General features: G+C 60.8%; 22 protein-coding genes. 14 read left to right on the top strand and 8 right to left on the bottom strand.

The genetic code is table 11. The features are described 5' to 3' along the window. The first annotated feature begins 223 nt into the window (after window positions 1-223). Window positions 224-610, top strand: coding sequence for a DUF6477 family protein (locus HJ536_RS05910; RefSeq protein WP_177157020.1), 387 nt, complete (start codon window positions 224-226; stop codon window positions 608-610). Here the strand turns inward: HJ536_RS05910 and HJ536_RS05905 are convergent. Then, window positions 517-2,061, bottom strand: coding sequence for a trimethylamine methyltransferase family protein (locus HJ536_RS05905; RefSeq protein ID WP_177157019.1), 1,545 nt, complete (start codon window positions 2,059-2,061; stop codon window positions 517-519). The two genes, HJ536_RS05910 and HJ536_RS05905, sit on opposite strands and share 94 nt — an antisense overlap. A gap of 195 nt (window positions 2,062-2,256) precedes the next feature. On the opposite strand from HJ536_RS05905, the gene guaA reads away from it, so the two are divergent. The 10 genes from guaA (at window position 2,257) to HJ536_RS05855 (ending at window position 12,034) form a co-directional block, all read left to right on the top strand. Further along, window positions 2,257-3,816, top strand: coding sequence for a glutamine-hydrolyzing GMP synthase (gene guaA, locus HJ536_RS05900; RefSeq protein WP_177157018.1), 1,560 nt, complete (start codon window positions 2,257-2,259; stop codon window positions 3,814-3,816). 207 nt (window positions 3,817-4,023) lie between these two features. After that, window positions 4,024-4,605, top strand: a complete 582-nt coding sequence (locus HJ536_RS05895) for a YdcF family protein (RefSeq protein WP_177157017.1) — start codon at window positions 4,024-4,026, stop codon at window positions 4,603-4,605. A 76-nt stretch (window positions 4,606-4,681) separates the two neighbouring features. Continuing rightward, complete coding sequence (locus HJ536_RS05890; protein ID WP_177157016.1) at window positions 4,682-5,545, top strand: EamA family transporter; 864 nt, start codon at window positions 4,682-4,684, stop codon at window positions 5,543-5,545. A gap of 116 nt (window positions 5,546-5,661) precedes the next feature. Then, window positions 5,662-6,846 carry an OmpP1/FadL family transporter gene (locus HJ536_RS05885; protein ID WP_177157015.1) on the top strand — a complete coding sequence of 395 codons (1,185 nt, stop codon included), beginning with the start codon at window positions 5,662-5,664 and terminating at the stop codon, window positions 6,844-6,846. Window positions 6,847-6,986: 140 nt separating this feature from the next. Beyond that, window positions 6,987-7,847 (top strand): ATPase, encoded by an 861-nt coding sequence (locus HJ536_RS05880; RefSeq protein ID WP_177157014.1) that lies wholly within the window; start codon window positions 6,987-6,989, stop codon window positions 7,845-7,847. A gap of 57 nt (window positions 7,848-7,904) precedes the next feature. Beyond that, complete coding sequence (metA, locus tag HJ536_RS05875) at window positions 7,905-8,828, top strand: homoserine O-acetyltransferase MetA (RefSeq protein WP_176854234.1); 924 nt, start codon at window positions 7,905-7,907, stop codon at window positions 8,826-8,828. Further along, complete coding sequence (locus tag HJ536_RS05870) at window positions 8,803-9,807, top strand: alpha/beta fold hydrolase (protein ID WP_177157013.1); 1,005 nt, start codon at window positions 8,803-8,805, stop codon at window positions 9,805-9,807. The genes metA and HJ536_RS05870 overlap by 26 nt, the downstream gene beginning before the upstream one ends. A 32-nt stretch (window positions 9,808-9,839) precedes the next feature. Beyond that, complete coding sequence (gene ppk2, locus HJ536_RS05865) at window positions 9,840-10,706, top strand: polyphosphate kinase 2 (protein ID WP_177157012.1); 867 nt, start codon at window positions 9,840-9,842, stop codon at window positions 10,704-10,706. Beyond that, the gene (locus HJ536_RS05860) at window positions 10,699-11,313 is read left to right on the top strand and encodes a TetR/AcrR family transcriptional regulator (protein WP_177157011.1); all 615 of its coding nucleotides are present in this window, start codon (window positions 10,699-10,701) and stop codon (window positions 11,311-11,313) included. Before ppk2 ends, HJ536_RS05860 begins: the two co-directional genes overlap by 8 nt. Window positions 11,314-11,764: 451 nt before the next feature. Continuing rightward, window positions 11,765-12,034 (top strand): MarR family transcriptional regulator, encoded by a 270-nt coding sequence (locus HJ536_RS05855; RefSeq protein WP_228028435.1) that lies wholly within the window; start codon window positions 11,765-11,767, stop codon window positions 12,032-12,034. 256 nt (window positions 12,035-12,290) lie between these two features. On the opposite strand, the gene rpsI is transcribed toward HJ536_RS05855, so the two are convergent. The 3 genes from rpsI to HJ536_RS05840 form a co-directional block, all read right to left on the bottom strand. Continuing rightward, window positions 12,291-12,776: a 30S ribosomal protein S9 gene (rpsI, locus tag HJ536_RS05850; protein WP_176854230.1), complete on the bottom strand. Its 486-nt coding sequence runs from the start codon at window positions 12,774-12,776 to the stop codon at window positions 12,291-12,293. Next, on the bottom strand, window positions 12,776-13,240 hold the full coding sequence (rplM, locus tag HJ536_RS05845) for a 50S ribosomal protein L13 (protein WP_176854229.1): 465 nt from the start codon (window positions 13,238-13,240) through the stop codon (window positions 12,776-12,778). The genes rpsI and rplM overlap by 1 nt, the downstream gene beginning before the upstream one ends. Before the next feature lie 223 nt (window positions 13,241-13,463). Further along, the gene (locus HJ536_RS05840; RefSeq protein ID WP_177157010.1) at window positions 13,464-13,886 is read right to left on the bottom strand and encodes a PaaI family thioesterase; all 423 of its coding nucleotides are present in this window, start codon (window positions 13,884-13,886) and stop codon (window positions 13,464-13,466) included. Window positions 13,887-14,024: 138 nt separating this feature from the next. Here HJ536_RS05840 and trmFO point away from each other — a divergent pair, with 138 nt between their 5' ends. After that, on the top strand, window positions 14,025-15,368 hold the full coding sequence (gene trmFO, locus HJ536_RS05835; RefSeq protein ID WP_177157009.1) for a methylenetetrahydrofolate--tRNA-(uracil(54)-C(5))-methyltransferase (FADH(2)-oxidizing) TrmFO: 1,344 nt from the start codon (window positions 14,025-14,027) through the stop codon (window positions 15,366-15,368). Next, window positions 15,368-16,234, top strand: a complete 867-nt coding sequence (gene gluQRS, locus HJ536_RS05830) for a tRNA glutamyl-Q(34) synthetase GluQRS (RefSeq protein WP_177157008.1) — start codon at window positions 15,368-15,370, stop codon at window positions 16,232-16,234. The genes trmFO and gluQRS overlap by 1 nt, the downstream gene beginning before the upstream one ends. A gap of 46 nt (window positions 16,235-16,280) precedes the next feature. Here gluQRS and hisI read toward each other — a convergent pair whose 3' ends face one another. After that, the gene (hisI, locus tag HJ536_RS05825; protein ID WP_177157007.1) at window positions 16,281-16,649 is read right to left on the bottom strand and encodes a phosphoribosyl-AMP cyclohydrolase; all 369 of its coding nucleotides are present in this window, start codon (window positions 16,647-16,649) and stop codon (window positions 16,281-16,283) included. A 78-nt stretch (window positions 16,650-16,727) separates the two neighbouring features. Here hisI and HJ536_RS05820 point away from each other — a divergent pair, with 78 nt between their 5' ends. Beyond that, entirely contained in the window at window positions 16,728-17,180 is a 453-nt protein-coding gene (locus HJ536_RS05820; protein WP_177157006.1) for an iron-sulfur cluster assembly scaffold protein, read from the top strand. Window positions 17,181-17,472: 292 nt separating this feature from the next. On the opposite strand, the gene HJ536_RS21080 is transcribed toward HJ536_RS05820, so the two are convergent. The 3 genes from HJ536_RS21080 to ligA all read right to left on the bottom strand — a co-directional run bounded on the left by HJ536_RS21080 (window position 17,473) and on the right by ligA (window position 21,932). Continuing rightward, window positions 17,473-17,595 carry a hypothetical protein gene (locus HJ536_RS21080; protein WP_265575594.1) on the bottom strand — a complete coding sequence of 41 codons (123 nt, stop codon included), beginning with the start codon at window positions 17,593-17,595 and terminating at the stop codon, window positions 17,473-17,475. Between the two features lie 121 nt (window positions 17,596-17,716). Next, window positions 17,717-19,804 carry an ATP-dependent DNA helicase RecG gene (gene recG, locus HJ536_RS05815; protein ID WP_177157005.1) on the bottom strand — a complete coding sequence of 696 codons (2,088 nt, stop codon included), beginning with the start codon at window positions 19,802-19,804 and terminating at the stop codon, window positions 17,717-17,719. 1 nt (window position 19,805) lies between these two features. Further along, window positions 19,806-21,932 carry an NAD-dependent DNA ligase LigA gene (ligA, locus tag HJ536_RS05810; protein ID WP_177157004.1) on the bottom strand — a complete coding sequence of 709 codons (2,127 nt, stop codon included), beginning with the start codon at window positions 21,930-21,932 and terminating at the stop codon, window positions 19,806-19,808. Between the last annotated feature and the right edge of the window lie 12 nt (window positions 21,933-21,944).

Genomic DNA, 21,944 nt, shown 5'->3' with positions numbered 1-21,944 from the left:
TCCTGTTTGTCCTGTCGGTAGCGCGGGGCTAACTGGTTGCGGGATCATGGTTAACCTACGGGAACAGCTGTTACCGATGCGTTAAAAATCCTTGGCAAAATCCATTTTTGTTTCCGTTAGAAAAACAATACTGAACCCACCGTGCGCTGGGTGCGAACGGTGGCGCAACACCTCGGCAGGGGTGGTGTGATGGTCTGTGCATGACGCAAACGGAGACTGCGAAATGACTGATCTAGCTTTGGAATTGTCGAAACTTGTCCGCCCCCGCCTGCTGTCGCAGGCCGCCCGCGCTGGCGAACCGATGTACGAGCGCACCCGCCACCTGCCCCGTATTCTGGGCCGTTCCGCCCCTGCCAGCCACGAGATCGCGCTGGGATTGTTGCTGGAACGCGAACAAGAGCTGGAGGCGCAACGCAAAACGGGCGACGCAGTGTATCGCGCCGCCCGTCATGTAGAGTTGTTGATCGCCATCCGGGCCGAGGCCGCCATGTGGCAGGCCCCGAGCGCCGATCAGGATCAGGTGAATGCGTCGGGCATCGATGCCTTTTTGTTGGCAACGTATGCGGCCAGTGCTTCGGCCAGCGCGGGGTCCAGAGCGGGCTGCTGGTAATCTTCCAGCATCTTCTTGACCTTGAGGCTCGCGAGGGCCTGCGTATCGCGCGCGCCCTCCTCGTACCAGGTTTCGAAAGGCTTGTAGTCCAGCAGGTTGGTGCGCCAGAACGCCTCTTTGAAGTTCGCCTGGGTGTGTTCACAGCCCAGATAGTGGCCGCCGGGGCCGACTTCGCGGATTGCGGCCATCGCTTGGGCGTTCTCGTCGTATTTCACGCCCTCGGCCAGACGGTGCAGGATGCCCAGCTGGTCAGCGTCCATCACGAATTTCTCGTAGGACGACACCAGACCACCTTCGAGCCAACCACAGGCGTGCAGCATGAAGTTCACACCGCCCATCAGAGCCGCGTTCAGGGTGTTGGCCGATTCATAGGCCGCCTGAGCGTCGGGCAGCTTCGAGCCGCACAGACCACCGCCCGAACGGAACGGCAGGTTCAGACGGCGGGCCAGCTGGCCAGCACCGTACAGGATCATGCTGGCCTCGGGGGTACCAAAGGTCGGCGCGCCCGAGTTCATGTCGATCGAGGTCACAAAGGTCCCGAAGATCACCGGAGCGCCTTTACGGATCAGCTGGCTGTAGGCGATGCCTGCCAGAACCTCGGCCAGAACCTGAGTCAGAGTGCCCGCAACCGACACGGGCGCCATCGCACCGCCGACGATGAACGGCGAAATGATGCAGCCCTGACCGGCTTCGGCGTACACTTCCAGCGCACCCATCATCACGTCGTCGAAGGTCATCGGCGAGTTAATGTTGATCAGCGAAGTCATGACCGCGTTGTTCTGGACGAACTCTTTGCCGAACAGGATTTCGCACATCTCGACCGAATCCTGCGCCCGGCTGGGTTCGGTGACCGATCCCATGAAGGGCTTGTCGGACAGAGTCATGTGGGCGTGCAGCATATCGAGGTGACGCTTGTTCACCGGCACGTCAGTGGGTTCGCAAACAGTGCCGCCCGAGTGGTGCAGCCACTTGGACATATAGCCCAGTTTCACGAAATTGCGGAAATCTTCCATGGTCGCGTAACGGCGGCCACCTTCGGCGTCGCGCACAAACGGCGGGCCGTAAACGGGCGCCAGAACCAGACCTTTGCCGCCGATTTCGACGTTACGCTCGGGGTTGCGGGCGTGCTGGGTATAGCTCGAGGGCGCGGTCTTGCACAGCTCGCGGGCCAGACCACGGGGGATGCGCACGCGCTCGCCGTCAACCTCGGCACCCGCTTCGCGCCAGCGGTCCAGCGCTTTGGGGTTCGAGGGGAAGTTTACGCCGACTTCCCACAGCAGGGTTTCAGCGTTGGTTTCAATGATTTCCAGCGCCTCTTCGTTCAGCACTTCGAACACGGGGATATTGCGTTCGATGTACTTGGCGCATTCGATACGGACTGCGGTACGTTCTGCCCGTCGGGCGGCGCCGCCACCCCCGCGTGCTCGTCTGCGGGTATCAGTATCGGTCATTCGTTCAACCTCCAATTCATGCGCAGGCGCGCTGGTTAGTTCCAGTGTATAGCGCCGTGCGCAGCGTTAGGGATTTGGGATTTGCGTCCTCTCCGTCGCGAAAGCGACATTTGACACAAATCCTGCGCCCTGATCGGGCAGAAATCCTGTGCGGGTCCTCTTGCTTAAAACGTGATCCGGCCCTATGGGGTGGCCATGACACAGCATGAACGCCTCCTCATCATCGACTTCGGCTCTCAGGTCACGCAGCTGATCGCGCGACGCCTGCGCGAGCTGAACGTTTATTGCGAAATCCACCCCTACCAGAACGTCACTGACGCGTTTCTGGCGGAATTCGCCCCCAAGGCCGTCATCTTCTCCGGCGGTCCTGACTCGGTAACCCGCGAAGGCTCGCCGCGTCCTCCGAAATCGGTTTACGACCTTGGCGTGCCGATCCTGGGTATTTGCTATGGCCAGCAGGTCATGACCCACGATCTGGGTGGCCGCATCGAGGCTGGCGAAAGCCACACCGCAGAGTTCGGTCGTGCCTATGTGGAACCCACCGCCGTCAAGAGCGACTTCCTGAACGGTTGGTTCAACGAAGGCCGCGAGCAGGTGTGGATGTCGCACGGTGACCACGTCGCCGAAATCGCCCCCGGCTTCGAGGTCTACGGCACCTCGCCCGGTGCGCCTTTTGCGATCACCGCGGACCTGTCGCGTCGCTTCTATGCCGTGCAGTTCCACCCCGAGGTGCACCACACCCCGAACGGCGCCGCGCTGTACAAGAACTTCATCGAGCTGGCCGGTTTCACCGGCGACTGGACCATGGGCGCATACCGCGAAGAAATGATCCAGAAAATCCGCGCTCAGGTCGGCGACAAGCAGGTGATCTGCGGTCTGTCGGGCGGCGTTGATAGCTCTGTCACCGCGATCCTGCTGCACGAAGCCATCGGCGACCAGCTGACCTGTGTGTTCGTGGACCACGGCCTTCTGCGTATGAACGAGGCCGAGGAAGTCGTCGCGATGTTCCGCGACAACTACAACATCAAGCTGATCCACGCCGCCGAGGCCGACCTGTTCATCGGTGCGCTCGAGGGTGTTTCCGACCCCGAGGTCAAGCGCAAGACCATCGGCAAGCTGTTCATCGACGTGTTCCAGAAGCACGCCGACACCATCGAAGGCGCCGAGTTCCTGGCTCAGGGCACCCTTTACCCCGACGTGATCGAATCGGTCTCGTTCTCGGGTGGTCCCTCGGTCACCATCAAGTCGCACCACAACGTGGGCGGCCTGCCGGAAAAGATGGGTCTGAAACTGGTCGAGCCCCTGCGCGAGCTGTTCAAAGACGAAGTCCGCGCCCTTGGCCGCGAACTGGGTCTGCCCGCCAGCTTTATCGGTCGTCACCCCTTCCCCGGGCCGGGTCTGGCGATCCGCTGCCCCGGCGAGATCACCCGCGAAAAGCTGGAGATCCTGCGCAAGGCCGACGCCGTCTACATCGACCAGATCCGCAAGCACGGTCTGTACGATGAAATCTGGCAAGCGTTTGTGGCAATCCTGCCCGTCCGCACCGTTGGTGTGATGGGCGACGGCCGTACCTATGACTATGCCTGCGCCCTGCGCGCAGTGACTTCGGTCGATGGTATGACTGCGGATTACTACCCCTTCACCCACGAGTTCCTTGGCGAAACCGCCACCCGGATCATCAACGAGGTCAAGGGCATCAACCGCTGCACCTACGACATCACCTCGAAGCCTCCGGGCACCATCGAGTGGGAATAATCCCTACCAATCGCCGCCCCTTTACCCGAGGGGCGGCTTTTTTATGCCTTGGTTCGCAAGAGTTCGGTCATATTCCTGATCCATTCTCGGACTAGCGTGGCACAACTTTGAATTGACCGCTTTTGTTTGATGATCTGGTTTAGACGACTTTTCAGCCTGTTAACCTATTGCGCCCTTTTCGGATTGGGATGGGCGCTGGGATCGGCTTTGCTGAGCACCGATTGCGACGACATCCTGAGTTCGGACGAACGCTTTGACGCCATCGTGGTACTGAGCGGCAGCTTGGTGGATCACGGGGTCATCGGCCCCGACACCGCCGAGCGGACGGATGCAGGGATCGACCTTTTCCGTCACGGGGTCGCGCCAAAGCTGCTGATGACCGGCGGCGTCACCGAAAAGCGTATTCACACCGCCGCCGCGATCCAAATGGCCGACCGCGCTGTTGCGGCTGGCATTCCCGCCGACAAGATCCTGATCGAGAACGGTTCGCGCTCCACCCTCGAAAATGCGCGCAATTCCAGTGAGTTGCTCGACGACACGGATCAGGTTCTGCTGGTCAGCGACGGCTATCACCTGTGGCGCGCGTGGATCAGCTTCGAATGGGCCGGTGTCCATGTGGCCGGTGCGTGCAAGTCCACCAGCTTCCGCCCCGACGGCGCGGAAATGAGCGTCCGCCTGATTGTCCGCGAGGCTTTGGCCCTGTGGTTCAACCTTGGCCGCGCCGTGACCTGGAGCGTGGCAGACATGTTCGGGGTGACCCCGCACCTTGGCGGGGACTTCCTGCACTAAGCTTATCATACCACTTTACTTTCCGGCCTGCCGCGCAAAGATGCCTGACATCTGCCCCAACCCATAGGAGCAATCAGTGTCACCGGTCCTACGCGGCAGCCTCTGGATGAGCGGCGCCATCCTGTCCTTCACGGCCATGGCCATCGCCGGCCGAGAGGTCAGCACCAATCTCGATACATTCGAAATCATGCTCTATCGCAGTGCGATCGGGTTCCTGATCGTGCTGACCGTGGCGACCCTGACGGGCAAGCGTGGTGACATCCGGACCGACCGTCTGCCCCTGCATCTGGTGCGCAACCTGTTCCATTTTACCGCGCAAAACCTGTGGTTTTTCGCAATTACGGTGGTTCCGCTGGCCCAAGTTTTCGCAATCGAATTCAGCGCGCCCCTTTGGGCATTGTTGCTATCTGCAATTATCCTGAACGAGAAACTGACCCGCAGCCGCGTATTGGCGGGAATTGCGGGCTTTATCGGAATTCTGATCATCACCCGTCCGGGCACCAGCGCGATGGGATGGGCTCAGATTACCCCTGCCCTTGCTGCAATTGGATTCGCGGCCTCTGCGGTCACAACACGGCTTTTAACACGTCACGAGCGAATCACGTCGATCATGTTCTGGCTGACCGGCATGCAATTCGTCTTTGGATTGGTTTGCGCTGGCATCGATTTCGATATCTCTTTGCCCACCATGGAAAATCTGCCGCTGGTAACGCTGATCGCCGTTTGCGGTGTAACGGCCCATTTTTGCCTGACCACAGCACTTTCATTAGCGCCTGCAGCAATTGTGATGCCGATTGATTTCCTTCGGTTACCGTTGATTGCCGCAATTGGTTCGTTGATGTATTCCGAAAAGATAGATCTTTACGTTGCGTTAGGTGCGCTAATAATTATTACAGCGAACTACGGGAACATCCGCCACGAGACCCGCCTGAAGAGGTAAGGTTACGTTGCGACCCGCAAGAGACGTTAACGTAAGGGCAAAGATTGACCGATCGCCAAAGCAGGCCCTAGGCTGAGGGCTACCTTGGGGAGAAGGTAAAACAGGGATGAGGATCCATGAAGACACTACTACTCGGTAGCGCAGCTATCGCCGTTCTGGGCACCTCCGTTGCCGCAGGCGGGATCGAGCGTTCCAACCAGAGCACGTCCGTCCTGTACAAAAAGGGCAATTACGTCGAATTCGGCTTCGGCGAAATCCGTCCAAGCGTCAGCGGCAAGGGCGAGACCACCGGCTACAAATACGACAACGTCGCGAATGACTTCAGCCAGAAAGAATTCCGCGCCAAAATCGACCTGAACGATAAATTGTCGTTCGGTATGATTATGGACAGCCCTTTCGGGGCGGATATCGAATACGGCGGCAGCTCGACCACCACTGAACTTGGCGGCACCAAAGCATTTGCGGACGTCAAATCGCAGTCCTTCCTGCTGAAATACCAGATCAACGAAAACGCCAGCGTGTTCGGCGGACTGCGCCGTCAAACTGCTTCGGGCGAGATCACTCTGGACGGCACCACCTATGGCGGCACTCTTCAGGTTCTGCCGCCCGCTCTGGGCAGCACCGTCGTTTCTGCTGGCGCGTCGGGCTATAACATCGAGCTGAGCGAAAATGTTGCAACCGGCTATACCGTCGGCGCGGCCTATGAAATTCCGGATATCGCCCTGCGCGTTGCCCTGACCTTTAACACCGAAATCAACCACAAAATGGACGTGAGCGAGAGCCTGCCCGTTGATGTGGTTGTCCCCGGCGTGGGCGTTGTGGCCTCTAGCACCATCACTCAGGATGGCACTCTGGACGTTAAGATCCCCAAATCGTGGAACCTGGATTTCCAGTCGGGCGTGGCACCGGGCACTCTGGTCTTTGGTTCGGTCCGCTGGGTCGAGCATTCGGCGTTCGGCGTTTACGCGGACCTGCTGGGCAGCGAACTGGTCAGCCTCGAGGACACCTACACCTATACTCTGGGCGTCGGTCACCGCTATTCGCCGAACCTCGCGGTTATGGCGTCGATCTCGCACGAGCGCGCAGGTGACGACGAGGTTTCGCCGCTGGCTCCGACCAACGGGTACACCGGCATCTCGCTGGGTGGCGCGTACACCTTTGACAACGGCTTCGAACTGTCTGGCGGCGCAACCTGGCGCAAGGTCGGCGACGCCAAGGGCTATGCCCGCGACGCAGTCCGCGCCAACTTTGACGGCAACACCGTCGTCGGCGCAGGCATCAAGCTGTCCTATAACTTCTGATCCGGCCCTCCGGATTTACCTCGGGAACGCCTCGCAGCACATGCGGGGCGTTTCTTTTTGCGCCCATGCGTACGGCCCATTTGACCCCGCAAGGTCGGGGCGATAACACCGTGCGGAACAAACACCAACCGAGCCGCCCCATGCTGTACCCCACCGCCGATAGCTGGCTGAATGCCCAGTCGAAACGTATCACCCTGTTCGGCATGTCCGGTCTGGGAAAAACCTTTCTGGCCAATATGCTGCGGCACGAGTCCGGCTGGTTCCACTACTCGATCGATTACCGGATCGGGACCCGCTACATGGGCGAGTTCATCACCGACGACTATAAGCGGATCGCCATGCAGCACCCGATGCTGCGCGAGCTGTTGATGTCGGACTCGATCTATATCGGCTCGAACATCACCTTTGAAAATCTGGCGCCGCTGTCCACCTACTTGGGCAAACCGGGTAATGCGGATCAGGGCGGCCTGCCCTTTGCCGAATACCGCCGCCGTCAGGACCAGCACCGCACCGCCGAAATCGCGGCGCTACTGGATACCACCTATTTCAGCCAGCGGGCCAAAGGCCTGTATGGCTATGAAAACTTTATCTGTGACAGCGGCGGGTCGATCTGCGAAGTGGTCGATCCCAATGACCCCAACGATCCGGTGATGAAGGCCCTGTCCGAAGAAACCCTGCTGATCTGGATCGAGGGCAGCGACGCCCACACCGCGGAACTTTGCCGCCGGTTCGACCGCGCGCCCAAGCCCATGTACTATATGCCCGAGTTTCTGACCGCCAAATGGGCCGAGTATCTGGAGATCAACAACCAGACACCCGAGCAGGTGAACCCCGATGCCTTTGTGCGCTGGACCTATGCGCAGGCCTTGGCCCACCGCCAGCCGCGCTATGCGGCGATGGCCAAATGGGGCGTCACCATCAAGGCCGAAGAAGTCATGCAGGTCAAAACCCCCGCAGATTTCGACGCATTGATCGCAAAAGCTATTCAAAGACAGGCTTGAGACTGCCGTTACTAAAGACTATCTAGGATACTCATCCAATAAAGCGGAAAACATCCAATGCCTATCAAGCTGCCTTCTGATCTGCCTGCCTATGACGTCCTCTCTCGTGAGGGTGTTATGGTCATGGCCGAAGATCAGGCAGCCCGTCAGGACATCCGCCCGATCAAAATCGCGCTTCTGAACCTGATGCCAAAGAAGATCCAGACAGAGAACCAGTTCGCCCGCCTGATCGGCGCGACCCCTCTGCAGATCGAATTCACGCTCATCCGCATGAGCGAGCATCAGACCAAGAACACCGCTGCCGAGCACATGGAAAGCTTCTATCGCCCCTTCTCCGAAGTGAAAGAAAGCGGCGAGAAGTTTGACGGCCTGATCATCACCGGCGCGCCCATCGAACATCTTGAGTTCGAGGACGTGACCTATTGGCCCGAGCTGTGTGAGGTTTTCGACTGGACCCAGAGCCATGTGCATTCCACGTTCGGCGTGTGCTGGGGCGGGATGGCGATGATCAACTACTTCCACGGGGTGCCCAAGTACCTGCTGGATGCCAAGTCCTTTGGCTGTTTCCGCCACCGCAATCTGGCGCCGGCCTCGCATTACCTGCGCGGGTTCTCGGACGATGTTCTGGTGCCGGTCAGCCGCTGGACCGAAATCCGCCAGTCCGACATGGACGGGAATGACAAGCTGCGCACGCTGATCTCTAGCGACAAGTCCGGCCCCTGTCTGGTCGAGGATCTGGCCCACCGCGCGCTCTATGTGTTCAACCACTTTGAGTACGACAGTGGCACCCTGAAAGAAGAGTATGACCGTGACGTTGCGGCCGGTAAGCCGATCAACGTGCCGGAAAACTACTACCCTGATGACAATCCCGCGAAAACGCCTCTGAACCGCTGGAGAAGCCACGCGCACCTTCTATATGGCAACTGGATAAACGAGATTTACCAGACCACGCCGTATGAGTTGGAGAAAATTGGCCTTTAACACTTTAGCCGTCGTCGGGATCGCCACCATCACCGGCTGCGTCGCTGTCGAGCGGCGCGCCGAAAGCCGTGAGCTGCGCAGCGAAACCCGCACTCCGCCCATCGGCGAGTTCATCACCTTGGACGACGGGCGGCGCGTACACGCCTGGGTCCAAGGGGCCGGCCCCGATGTGGTGCTGATCCACGGGGCCAGTGGCAACCTGCGGGACATGACCTTTGATCTGGCAGGGCGGTTGACCGACCGCTACCGCGTAATTGCGTTCGACCGGCCCGCGATGGGCTATACCGACCGCGCCGATCCCCGTTACAACACCATCCCCGACAATGGCGCCGAAACCGTTCAGGAACAGGCGCAAATGCTGCAACTGGCCGCCGACAAGCTGGGAGTGCAGCGCCCGATCGTGCTGGGTCACAGCTTTGGTGGATCGGTGGCCTTGGCTTGGGCGCTGGAACGGCCAGAGGAAACCGGCGGTCTGATCGTGGTGTCCGGCGCGTCGAACCCTTGGCCCGGTGGGCTTGGCCCCAGCTATACTATCCCGTCTTCGAGCCTTGGAGGGCGGGTGGCGGTGCCGCTGGTGTCTGCGCTGATGCCTCAGAAGCTGTTGAAAACAATGGTGGATGGCGTATTCCGCCCGCAATCCGCGCCCGAAGGTTACGCGGATTATCTGGGGGGCGGGCTGGCCCTGCGCCCCGACACCCTGCGCGCCAATGCCCGCCAGCTGACCACGCTCAAGCCGCAGCTGGCGCAGATGGTCACCCGCTACCCGACCCTATCCATGCCGGTCGAGATCATCCATGGCGACGCCGATGACACGGTCCCGATCCACATCCACGCGATCCCCTTGTCCCAGCAGATCCCAAATGCGCACCTGACCGTTCTGCCGGGCATCGGCCACATGCCTCATCACACTTCGGCCCCCGTGGTCGTCGCGGCAATCGACCGTGCCGCCGCCCGCGCCGGATTGCACCCCGCGCCCTAACCGCCCATAAAGGTGGAAAAAGAGGTATTCCGATGTCCCTGCCCTTTGACGGTGCCATTTCAGAGTTTTTCAAATCCGACGCCGCGGCCCAAATCCGCGAGGCCATCAAGAAGGCCGGAAAAAAGGACATCATCGACGACTACCCCTATGCCACCGAGCTGGACAAAGAGACCTATGAGGAAACGCTCCACGCGCTTCAGGTCGAGCTGGTCAAGCTGCAGCACTGGGTCAAGGAAACCGGCGCCCGTGTCGCCATCGTCTTTGAGGGACGCGATGCCGCGGGCAAAGGCGGCACCATCAAGCGCATCCACGAAAACCTGAACCCGCGCGGCTGCCGCGTGGTCGCCCTGTCCAAACCGACCGAGACCGAGGCAAGCCAGTGGTACTTCCAACGCTACATCAACGAACTGCCCGCTGGGGGCGAGATCGTTTTGTTCGACCGCAGCTGGTACAACCGCGGCGTCGTGGAAAAGGTCTTTGACTTCTGCACCACCCAACAGCGCGAACATTTCTTCCGTCAGGTCCTGCCGTTCGAGGAAATGCTCGTCGACGAAGGCATCCACCTGATCAAGGTCTGGTTGAACGTGGGCCGCGCCGAACAGTTGCGCCGCTTTCTGGACCGCGAACAGGATCCGCTGAAACAGTGGAAACTCAGTTGGATCGACGTCGAGGGACTGAAGCGTTGGGACGCCTATTCCGAGGCCATTCAGGAAACCCTGCTACGCAGCCACGCCAAGGTCAGCCCTTGGAACGTGGTCCGCAGCGATGACAAACGCCGCGCCCGTATCGAAGTGATCCGCCTGATCCTCTCGGGTCTGGACTACACGAACAAGGACGCCGACGTGATTTCCACGCCCGATCCGCAGATCGTCGGTGATCCGGGCATCTGGCATGTCTAAACGCGGATACCATCACGGCAACCTGCGGCAGGCCTTGGTCGACGCCGCTCTCGAACTGGTGCGCGACAAAGGCCCCACGGGCTTTACCCTGTCCGAGGCGGCCAAGCTGGCGGGTGTAACCCCTGCCGCCGTCTACCGCCACTTCGAAGGCCGCGAGGACCTGATCGCCGAGGCTGCGCGCCAAGGCTATATCATTTTCGCGGACGTGATGGAGTTTGCATATAACGAAGGCCGCCCCAGCGCGCTTGCAGCTTTCGAAGCTACGGGTCGCGCCTATCTGGCCTTCGCACAGCGCCATCCGGGGCATTACGTGGCGATGTTTGAATCCGGCATCTCGGTGAACCGCACGCCAGAGCTGGCCGAGGCTGCCAGCCGCTCCAGCCGCATTCTGGAAATGGCCGCTGCCAAACTGAGCGAGCGTATCCCCGCAGACCGCCGCCCCCCTGCCAGCATGTTCTCGGCCCACATCTGGGCCATGAGCCACGGGGTGGTCGAGTTGTTCGCCCGCGGCACCCCCGGCGCACGGTCGCCTTATTCTCCCGAAGATCTTCTCGAAGCGGGAATCGGAATCTACCTTCGTGGGCTGGGTCTGATCGACAACGACTGATTTTTGGTCGGAATTTGGCCCAGATTGCCGATCTGTAAGCCAATGCCCAAAAAATATCTCAAAAAAATATTCGAAATCCGGACTTACCAAAACTCCGTTAACGATATTTTAAACTTTCAAGCTGAGCCTTTATCCCCAAGGGCAACTAGTTACCCACATCGTTTCCATATGCGCAACACAGCCCAATAACTAAGGGCTGGCGATGTTCACTGCCTGCAGAACGCGAAACGGTGGGCGGGGTTATCCACAAATTCCAGAAACACGATGCGTAATTTAGGCTTACATTTAAGGCAACAATTCGCCCCAAATCGGGCAACTGTGGTCGCAATGTGGCGAAAATGTGGCTGGACACGTCCAGATTGCATCCCCTACAGTCAGGATACATCAATTCTTACTTGTTTTACAGTCCAAGGGTATTCCGATGCATAGTGGTTACCGGCAACTTGCTGCCATGCGTGAGCTTCTTTTCCAACTGGAACAGGACATGGGTCTGGACGATATGTCCCAGAACGAGAAGGACATCCTGTATGCCTTCCACATGATCGCTGAGTCTAAAGAAGAGGCTGACGTTCATTCCGAAGCACTGCGTTCGCACAACACCGTGCGCGCCATGAAGCACGCAACCTACCACCGCACGCTGAAACGTCTGTTGGATCAAGGCTTTATCCAGCACGCGCCCCAGCGCAAGACCGGCCTGTACCGCCTGGGTGCAACACACTAATTCCAGTGTGACACGCCTGTGGGGCAATTACGGCCCGCACACAGATGCTATCAAGGTGCTCTCGTCTGCCAGAGGGCACCTTTTTCATTTCCGGCACACGCCGCGAAAAATGTCCGCCAAGCGTTGCGATATCTGCAGTTACATTTGCAAAATATCATGGGCGCAATTCCACACTCTCAGGTTGAAACGGTCCCCACCCGCAACGAAAAAGGGCCACCAAACGGCGGCCCCTTCCCGAATTCTGTGTCCGAAACGATTAGCGCTTCGAGAACTGGAAGCTACGACGTGCCTTACGACGGCCGAACTTCTTACGTTCAACAACGCGGCTGTCGCGGGTCAGGAAGCCAGCGGCTTTCAGAGCGCCACGCAGCGAGGGATCGTACAGCTGCAGAGCTTTGGAGATGCCGTGCTTGACTGCACCGGCCTGGCCCGACAGACCGCCGCCTTTAACGGTGGCGTAGACGTCGAACTGGTCCTCAACGCCGGCAACCTCGAAGGGCTGGCGCAGGATCATCTGCAGAACGGGACGTGCGAAGTAAACGTTCAGCTCACGACCGTTAACGGTGACCTTACCCGAACCGGGCTTGATCCAAACGCGAGCAACAGCGTCTTTACGCTTGCCGGTGGCATACGAACGACCCAGCTCGTCACGGACGGGCTCACGGGGTGCGTCGATCTCGATTGCAACGTTGCCGCCTGCGACAGCGCCGAGCTCTTCGAGCGAGTTGACTTGATCGGCCATTATTTCGAAACCCTCGTGTTCTTCGCGTTCAGAACCTTAACGTCGATGACTTCGGGTGCCTGAGCTTCGTGGGGATGTTCGTTACCCGCGTAAACGCGCAGGTTGGTCATCAGCTTGCGCGACAGACGGTTGCCGGGCAGCATACGCTGAACAGCTTTCTCGACGACGCGCTCGGGGTATGCGCCTTCCAGGATTTCCTGTTTGGTGCGCGATTTGATGCCGCCGGGGTGGCCAGTGTGCCAGTAGAAACGCTCTTCGCGCTTCTTGCCGGTCATCTGGATTTTCTCAGCGTTGATGATGATGACGTTGTCACCACAATCCATGTGGGGGGTAAAAGACGGCTTGTGCTTGCCGCGCAGACGCATTGCAACGATCGATGCAAGACGGCCCAGAACGACGCCCTCTGCGTCGATCAGGATCCACTTCTTCTCGATGTCTGCAGGCTTTGCAGAGAAGGTTTTCATGGTCAGGATATCCTGGGTTTCATTAATCAAGGTCGAGCCCGGAAAGGCCAAGGCCCCACCCGAATTCGGATTGGCGTCTTATACAGCCCTTTAAACCCCAGTCAAGCGCACGAAACCCATTAAAACCATTCAAAATCAGCAACTTAAAAAATAGGTACTATAATACCCCATATTTCTCACGGCCGTTGGGCTTCTTTTTGCCCCAAATACTCAAATCCCGCCCTCAGCCACTCGGCGGAATGGAATAGGTCATGCTCGCCCGCGCCACAGGCCGCGCATCCCCCTCGGAATAGATCAGAACATCGCCCACAGCCAGCACACGCCCCAGCTTCAGAATGCGGCACTCGGCGATCAGGTCCACACCGGCCACCGGCTTGCGCATAAAATCAATGGAACAATTCGTGGTCACCGCCAGCCCCACCGGCCCGATCACCGCCAGCACCGCCAGATAGATCCCCACGTCGGCCAGCGCGAACATCGTCGGTCCCGACACAGTCCCACCGGGCCGCAAATGCTCTTCCCGCACGTTCAGGCGCACCTTCAGCGTGCCCGCGCCGACCTCTAGTATAGAGAACATGTCGCCCACCTGCGGGAAATCCCGCGCCAAAAAGGCCTCGAGCTCGGCGACATCCATCTTCAGTTCCATGAAACCCTCCCCGTTTCTGTCCCCTCACAATGACCGGCCCGCCGCAAACGACAAGCCCCGCGAAATATGACGTACCGGCAATTCCCCGTTATGCCTTTCCTCTTTCCAAATGCCCCCGAAAGCCCTAGATCGCGCCCCATGGACAAGACATTGCATATCATCGGCGGCGGTATGGCCGGCTCCGAGGCCGCCTGGCAGGCCGCGAACATGGGCGTTGACGTGGTCATCCACGAGATGCGCCCCAAGGTTGGAACCTTTGCCCACCAGACCGGCAATCTGGCCGAGATGGTGTGCTCGAACTCGTTCCGTTCGGACGATAGCGAGCAGAACGCCGTGGGCCTCCTGCACTGGGAGATGCGCGCGGCGAACGGGATCATCATGACCACCGCCGACAAACACCGTATTCCCGCGGGTGGCGCACTGGCCGTGGACCGCGATCCCTTTGCCGAGGCGGTCACGCAAACCCTGCGCGCCCTGCCTAATGTCAGCGTCTCCGAAGAAGAGATCACCGAGCTGCCCACGGACGGCGACTGGATCATCGCCACCGGCCCCCTGACCAGCACCGCGCTGGGTCAGTCGATCCAAGCCGCCACGGGCCAAGACCATCTGGCCTTCTTCGACGCCATCGCGCCCATCGTCTATGCGGACAGCATTGACATGTCCCAAGCGTGGATGCAGTCCCGCTATGACAAAGGCGAGACCGAAGAAGAGCGCACCGCCTACCTCAACTGCCCCATGACCAAAGAGCAGTACGAGGCCTTTATCGACGCCCTTCTGGCCGCCGACAAAACCGAATTCCACGAGGGCGAAACCGCCGGTTACTTCGACGGCTGCCTGCCGATTGAGGTCATGGCCGAACGCGGCCGCGAGACCCTGCGCCACGGCCCCATGAAGCCCGTCGGCCTGACCAACCCCCACAATCCCGAAGACAAAGCCTATGCCGTTGTCCAGCTGCGCCGCGACAATGCCCTTGGCACGCTGTTCAACATCGTCGGCTTCCAGACCAAGATGAAATACGGCGCACAGACCGAGGTCTTCCGCATGATCCCCGGTCTGGAAAACGCCAGCTTTGCCCGCCTTGGCGGCATCCACCGGAACACCTTTATCAACTCGCCCACGCTGCTGGACAGCCGCCTGCGGATGAAGTCGCGCCCCAATGTGCGCTTCGCAGGCCAGATCACCGGCGTCGAAGGCTATGTTGAATCCGCGGCCATGGGCCTGCTGGCCGGCCGTTTCGCCGCCGCCGAGATCCTTGGTCAGGACATCCCCGAGGTGCCGCTGGAAACCGCTATGGGCAGCCTCGTGAACCACATCACCGGTGGCGCGGACGCAAAAACCTTCCAGCCGATGAACGTGAACTTCGGCCTTTTCCAGCCGCTCGAAGACGTGCGCGGGGGCCGCAAGGGCCGCAAAATCCGCTACAAAGGCTACACTGACCGCGCCAAAGAGATGTGGCAACAATGGCTTACCAGCCAAATCTAATGCGAACACGATTTGCGCCGTCGCCCACGGGGCCCCTGCATCTGGGGCACGCCTTCTCGGCCCTGACGGCGGCGCATCTCGCCCGAACGCTTGGCGGTGAGTTCCTGCTGCGGATCGAAGACATCGACCAATCCCGCGCACGCCCCGAATGGGAGGCGCAGATTTACGACGACCTGACATGGCTCGGCCTCACATGGCCCACGCCTGTCATGCGCCAGTCAGACCGCATGCCCGCCTACCGCGCCGCCCTGCAAACCCTGTGGGACATGGACCTGCTCTATCCCTGCACCTGCAAGCGCCGCGATATCGAAGCCGCCATGTCCGCCCCCCAAGAGGGCGTCCCGACCCACGGTCCCGACGGCCTGATCTATCCGGGCACCTGCCGCGCCAAACCGAAACCGGCCCACATGCCGGGCGGCGAAACCCTCCGCCTCGACATGGCCAAAGCGGTCGCCGCCATCGGCAAACCCACACTGACCTTCACCGAAATCGGCCCCGTCCACACCGGCACCCACACCATCGAACTGACCAAAGCCCACGAAACTCTCGGCGACATCGTCCTCGCCCGCCGCGACATGGGCACGTCCTATCACATGTCGGTGGTCATCGACGACGCGGACCAACAGATCACCCACGTCAGCCGCGGCGCTGACCTGTTCGAGGCCACCCAGATCCACGTGATCCTGCAGGCCCTCTTGAACAAACCCGTCCCGACCTACCACCACCACGACCTGATCCGTGACGCCCAAGGCAAACGTCTGGCAAAACGCGACGACGCCCGCGCCATCGCCCTCTACCGCGCCGAGGGCAAAACCTCGCAAGACATCGCCGACCTCATCGACACGCCCCTGCTTTCACCTTTGTAAAAATACTCCGGGGGAATCCGCAAAGCGGATGGGGGCAGCGCCCCCTTTACGCCATCGGCCCCATCAGCTCGACAGTCTCACCCTCGCGCACAGCGGTGTAAAAGCAACTCCGACGATTGGTGTGACACGCCGGCCCTTCCTGACGCACCATGACCAGAATGCAATCCTGATCACAGTCATACCGGAAATCGACCAAGGTTTGCAGATGCCCGCTGGTCTCGCCCTTGACCCAGAATGCCTGACGGGACCGCGACCAATACGTCACCTTGCCGGTCTCCAAAGTCCGCGCCACGGACTCGACGTTCATCCAGGCCATCATCAACACTTCACCGCTTTCGGCGTCCTGCGCGATGGCGGGGATCAGCCCTTTGTCGTCGTATTTCAGGCTGGCGGGATCAAAGGCCTGTGCAGTCATAACGGAAAACCCTTTTTCTTCGGTCTGTCGCAGCCTATCTATTCTGAACGGACCCCAAGAGAAACCCCGTGAGGCCCCATGTCGAACGAGAACGACCTGATGAAGCTCTATTCCCAGCGCATCCTCGCGCTGGCCGCCGAGATTCCCCATACAGGCCGGCTCGACACGCCTCAGGCGACGGCCAAGAAACGCTCGCCCCTGTGCGGATCGACCGTGACCGTGGATGTGGACGTGACCGATGGCCGCGTCAGCCGCTATGCGGCGGACGTCAAGGCCTGCGCTTTGGGTCAGGCTTCGGCCAGTGTGGTCGGCGCCGCCGCGATCGGCCGCACCCGCGAGGAAATCGAGAAAGCCCGCGACGAATTGAAATCCATGCTGCGGGACGGAGGGGATGCGCCCTCCGCACCCTTCGACGGGCTCGAGGCGCTGCTGCCCGCGCGGGAATACAAGAACCGCCATGCCTCGATCATGCTGACCTTGGACGCCCTGAGCGAAGCCGTTGCGCAGGCCGAGGCCGCGCAGACCGTTTAACGTTCCGGACATTGGTGAACGGGCAAAGGGGGCTTTCTGCCCCCTCTTGGTGCTTGGGCACCAATTCACCCCCGAGAGTATTTTTACCAAGAAGAAGCACAGGACTGCTGCTGCCCTGCCGCGGATAAAAAAACCGCCGCGCATCCCGGCAAGGATGGCGGCGGAGAGGACGGTTCGTACCGGACCAAGGTTCGGCCAGTAGGCGCTGGCGGAACAAGACGGGCAGTCAGTCGCGGATTGGGACAGGCGACAGGTCCGGTCGGCAGAGAACCGTGGGATTGGGTCGTGCGGCTCAGAAGAACATGGGCGCGTGGAGGGCACCGACCAGCATGACCATCAAAGAGGTCGCGCCGATCATATCGGGGATAAAAGTGTCGCGGCTGCGGATGAAAGTCAGTTTGATCTGGCGGGCCATTGTGTCTTCTCCGTTCGCTCAATGTTTCTGTTGCTCTTTTGTTCTCACGGATTAATGATTCGGTAAAGAACTTTTTGAGAACAAATGTGAACATTTGAGAACGAAGTGGGGAGACCTGCGGTTAACCCACTGAAATCAAACGGATCGCTTGATCCTGTTCCATCAGCCAAAGTAGCGTTCTGGCAGCCTTGCCGCGATCGGATGTCAGGTGCGGATCGGTAGTTAGCAGTGCGCGGGCGTCGGTTTGGGCGGTGGCCATCAGGTCTGCCTGACGCTCCATATCCGCAACGCGGAAGCGCGGAAGACCCGATTGGGCGGTGCCGATCAGGTCGCCTGCCCCGCGCATTTGCAGATCGACCTCGCTGATGCGGAAGCCATCCTCGGTGTCGCGGAGGGTCGTCAGGCGGCGCTGGCCGCTTTCCGACAGTGGCGCTTGGTACATCAGCAAACAGGTCGAGGCTGCGGCCCCGCGCCCCACACGGCCACGCAGCTGGTGGAGTTGCGCGAGCCCGAAAATCTCGGCCCGTTCGATCACCATGATCGAGGCGTTCGGGACGTTGACCCCAACCTCGATCACCGTGGTCGCGACCAGCACCTTGGTTTCGCCGGACTGGAAGCGCGACATGGCGCTGTCCTTCTGGTCGGGGGGCATTTGGCCGTGGACCAGATCAACCACACCTTCGCCAAGGGCCGCGCGCAGACGTTCGAACCGCTCTTGCGCCGAGGTCAGGTCGGAGACTTCGCTTTCCTCGACCAGCGGGCAGACCCAATAGGCCTGCCGCCCCTGCGCGATCGCTTGGCGCAGGTGGTCAGTGACTTCGGCCATCCGCTCGGTCGAGATCAGGGCAGTTTTCACTGGCGTGCGTCCGGGCGGCTTTTCATCGAGGATCGAGACATCCATATCCCCGAATTGCGCCAGCGCCAGACTGCGCGGGATCGGCGTGGCGGTCATGACCAGCACGTCGACGGCGCGCCCTTTGCGCCCCAGTTCGAGACGTTGCGCCACGCCAAAGCGGTGCTGCTCGTCGATCACCGCAAGGCGCAGGTCGCGGAATTCCACATCCTTTTGGAAGACCGCGTGGGTGCCGACCAAGATGTGGATCTTGCCTTGCGCTAGGGCGTCCAATTTGGCCTGCCGTTCTTTGCCCTTGTCACGGCCGGTCAGCAGTTCGATCACCACGCCCGCGCTTTCGGCCAGAGGCTGCAGCCCCTCCATATGCTGACGGGCGAGGATTTCAGTCGGAGCCATCATCACGCCCTGCCCGCCAGCCTCGACCGCGACCAACAGCGCCATCAACGCGACCAAGGTTTTGCCCGCACCCACATCGCCCTGCAGCAAGCGGTTCATCCGCACGGGCCGCGCCAGATCATCGCTGATTTCGCGGATCGCCCGATCCTGCGCGCCCGTGGGCCGGTATGGCAGCGCTGCCAGCACCCGCCGTTGCAAACGCCCCGTCGCCACCGAGGGCAAGCCCGGCTTTTCGCGGCGCGAGGCCCGCGCCAAGGCCAGCGTTAACTGATGGGCAAAGAATTCGTCATAGGCCAAGCGGGTCCGCGCAGGCGCCTCGGCCGCCAGATCGCCCATGTCTTGGGGGTGATGGGCTGTGTGCAGGGCCATGCGCCAATCGGGCCAACCCTTTTGCTTCATCAGAGAATTGTCGATCCATTCGGGCAGTTCCGGCAGGTGCTCCAAGGCACTCGCCACGCCCTTGATCACCTGCTTGGCGGTCACGCCCGCGGTCAGGGCATAGGTCGGCTCAAAGGCGGGAATGGTGCTTTCCTCGTCCATCGGGACCACATGATCGGGGTGCGCGATCTGGGGAATACCGTCGAAAAACTCGACCTTGCCCGAGATGATGCGATCCTCGCCCACCGGTAAAATCTGCTGCAAATAGCGGTCGCGGGCGTGGAAAAACACCAAGGGGAAGCTGACCTGAGCATCCTCTACCATCACGCGGTACGGGCGGCCGCGGCCCGTGGGCGCTGTGTGGCGCAAGACGCGGGCGGCGACGGTCACAACCTCGCCGGTTGTGGCGCCCTGCACGGTGTCGCGACGGGCGCGGCTGACCCCGCTGTATGGTAAATGGAACAAGAGGTCCCGAGGCCGTGTCAGGCCGAGGTTTCCCATGGCTTCGGCCGTTTTGGGGCCGATGCCGTTCAGGGTTTCCAACCCCGCGAACAGGGGAAACAGAACCTCGGGGCGGCCCATGTCAGGCCTGCCCGATCAGGTCGAGCCAGCCATCCTCGTCAAGCGTCTGGATACCCAGTTCGGCGGCTTTCTTGGCCTTGGAGCCCGCGCCGGGCCCCGCCACCAGAATATCGGTTTTCGCGCTGACGGACCCTGCAACCTTGGCCCCAAGGGCTTCGGCGCGGGCCTTCGCCTCGGCGCGGGTCATCTTTTCCAGCGTGCCGGTAAAGACGACGGTTTTGCCCGCCACGGGGCTGCCGTCGGTTTTGGGTGCGGTCACGTCCTGCACCTCGAGTTCCGCGATCAGGCGGTCGATGCTGGCGCGCTCGGCCTCTTGGGCAAAGGCGGTCACGATGGAGCGCGCCAAAACCGTGCCCACGCCATCGACGGACAGCAGGTCTGCCCAAGCCTCGGAAGTTTCGTCTTGGGCGGCATCCAGCGCCGTGGTTAACGCGGACCAGCTGCCATAGTGGCGCGCCAAGAGGCGGCTGACCTGCTCTCCCACATGCCGGATTCCCAGACCGAACAGCACCCGATCTAAGCCAATTTTCCGTCTTTCATCAATGGCATCAAAGAGCTTCTTCGCGCTCTTGTCGCCCCAACCTTCGCGGTTCTTGAGTTGCTGCATCCCGCTGCCATAGCGTTCGCGCAGCTTGAAGATATCGGCGGGTTCCTTAACCCATCCGTCCTTGTAGAACTGCTCGACCTGCTTGGCGCCCATCCCGTCGATGTCAAAGGCCGCGCGGCTGACCAAGTGCTTCAGCTTCTCGACCGCTTGCGCGGGGCAGATCATCCCACCAGAGCACCGGCGCACACTATCGCCTTCCTCGCGGATCGCTTCGGACCCGCATTCGGGGCAAACGGTCGGAAACTCATATTTCTCAGCATCTTGCGGACGCTTATTCAGGTCCACATCTGCGATTTTGGGGATCACATCCCCCGCGCGATAGACCTGCACCCAGTCGCCGACGCGGATGTCGCGCCCCTCGCGGATCGGGTTGCCGGCGTTATCGCGGCCCTCGATATAATCCTCGTTATGCAGGGTCGCGTTGGACACAACCACACCGCCCACGGTCACCGGCGTCAGACGCGCCACAGGGCTGAGCGCCCCCGTCCGGCCCACCTGAATGTCGATTGCCTCGAGCCGCGTCCACGCCAACTCGGCGGGGAATTTGTGGGCAATCGCCCAACGGGGCGTGGTGCTGCGGAAGCCCAAACGCTCTTGCAGTGCCAGATCGTTTACCTTGTAGACCACGCCGTCGATGTCATAGCCCAAGGTCGCGCGCTTCTGCTCGATCATGCGGTAATGGGCGATCATCTCGTCCGGCCCATTGCAGATCGCCGTCAGCGGGTTCGTCTGGAACCCCAGCTCCGCCAGCCGTTCAATCGCTCCCATCTGGGTGTCCGCCAAAGGCGCGGAGAGTTCACCCCACGCATAGGCAAAGAACCGCAGCGGGCGGGCCTCGGTGATTTTGGCGTCGAGTTGGCGCAGCGAACCCGCCGCCGCGTTGCGCGGGTTGGCGAAAATCTTGCCACCGCGCTCTTGGTGGCGGGCGTTCAGGGCCTCGAAATCCTCGTGGGACATGTAGACTTCGCCGCGCACCTCCAGCACGTCGGGGGCGCCGGTCAGGGTCTGTGGAATATCGCGGATGGTGCGAGCATTGGCGGTCACATCCTCGCCTTCGGAGCCATCGCCACGGGTCGCCGCATAGATCAACTGGCCGTTTTCATAGCGCAGGGACAGGGAAAGTCCGTCGATCTTGGGCTCCGCAGTAAAGGCCAGATCGCCAGCGGACATCCCCAGATAACGGGCGATCCCATCGACGAAATCCGAGACATCGCCATCCTCGAAGGCGTTCGCCAGCGACATCATCCGGACGCGGTGGGCGATCTTGCCAAAGCCCTCTGCCGGAGCCGCGCCAACCTGCTCCGAGGGGCTGTCTGCCCGCTTCAGATCGGGGAAACGAGCCTCAATCGCCGCATTGCGCTGCTTGAGCGCGTCATAGTCTGCGTCCGAAAACTCGGGCGCGTCTTCGGTATGGTAAGCGGCGTTCGCGCGTGCCAGAAGGCCGGACAGACGCTCCAGTTCGGCGCGGGCACCGGTGGTATCCAGCGCCTCGACCGGCGTGTCGTGAAAATCCTGGCTCATAGGGCACCCCAA

It is taken from the genome of Donghicola mangrovi (assembly GCF_013377535.1).
Taxonomy (GTDB): Bacteria; Pseudomonadota; Alphaproteobacteria; order Rhodobacterales; family Rhodobacteraceae; genus Donghicola; species Donghicola mangrovi.
The sequence above is the reverse complement of the archived record's forward strand: the minus strand, read 5'-3'. Positions and strand labels throughout refer to the sequence as shown.

Coding starts and splice junctions, on each gene's coding strand:
- HJ536_RS05910 (WP_177157020.1), top strand. CDS start 224: ATGACTGATCTAGCTTTGGAATTGTCGAAACTTGTCCGCCCCCGCCTG.
- HJ536_RS05905 (WP_177157019.1), bottom strand. CDS start 2,061: ATGACCGATACTGATACCCGCAGACGAGCACGCGGGGGTGGCGGCGCC.
- guaA (WP_177157018.1), top strand. CDS start 2,257: ATGACACAGCATGAACGCCTCCTCATCATCGACTTCGGCTCTCAGGTC.
- HJ536_RS05885 (WP_177157015.1), top strand. CDS start 5,662: ATGAAGACACTACTACTCGGTAGCGCAGCTATCGCCGTTCTGGGCACC.
- HJ536_RS05880 (WP_177157014.1), top strand. CDS start 6,987: ATGCTGTACCCCACCGCCGATAGCTGGCTGAATGCCCAGTCGAAACGT.
- metA (WP_176854234.1), top strand. CDS start 7,905: ATGCCTATCAAGCTGCCTTCTGATCTGCCTGCCTATGACGTCCTCTCT.
- HJ536_RS05870 (WP_177157013.1), top strand. CDS start 8,803: ATGAGTTGGAGAAAATTGGCCTTTAACACTTTAGCCGTCGTCGGGATC.
- ppk2 (WP_177157012.1), top strand. CDS start 9,840: ATGTCCCTGCCCTTTGACGGTGCCATTTCAGAGTTTTTCAAATCCGAC.
- HJ536_RS05860 (WP_177157011.1), top strand. CDS start 10,699: ATGTCTAAACGCGGATACCATCACGGCAACCTGCGGCAGGCCTTGGTC.
- HJ536_RS05855 (WP_228028435.1), top strand. CDS start 11,765: ATGCGTGAGCTTCTTTTCCAACTGGAACAGGACATGGGTCTGGACGAT.
- rpsI (WP_176854230.1), bottom strand. CDS start 12,776: ATGGCCGATCAAGTCAACTCGCTCGAAGAGCTCGGCGCTGTCGCAGGC.
- rplM (WP_176854229.1), bottom strand. CDS start 13,240: ATGAAAACCTTCTCTGCAAAGCCTGCAGACATCGAGAAGAAGTGGATC.
- HJ536_RS05840 (WP_177157010.1), bottom strand. CDS start 13,886: ATGGAACTGAAGATGGATGTCGCCGAGCTCGAGGCCTTTTTGGCGCGG.
- trmFO (WP_177157009.1), top strand. CDS start 14,025: ATGGACAAGACATTGCATATCATCGGCGGCGGTATGGCCGGCTCCGAG.
- gluQRS (WP_177157008.1), top strand. CDS start 15,368: ATGCGAACACGATTTGCGCCGTCGCCCACGGGGCCCCTGCATCTGGGG.
- hisI (WP_177157007.1), bottom strand. CDS start 16,649: ATGACTGCACAGGCCTTTGATCCCGCCAGCCTGAAATACGACGACAAA.
- HJ536_RS05820 (WP_177157006.1), top strand. CDS start 16,728: ATGTCGAACGAGAACGACCTGATGAAGCTCTATTCCCAGCGCATCCTC.
- HJ536_RS21080 (WP_265575594.1), bottom strand. CDS start 17,595: ATGGCCCGCCAGATCAAACTGACTTTCATCCGCAGCCGCGACACTTTT.
- recG (WP_177157005.1), bottom strand. CDS start 19,804: ATGGGCCGCCCCGAGGTTCTGTTTCCCCTGTTCGCGGGGTTGGAAACC.
- ligA (WP_177157004.1), bottom strand. CDS start 21,932: ATGAGCCAGGATTTTCACGACACGCCGGTCGAGGCGCTGGATACCACC.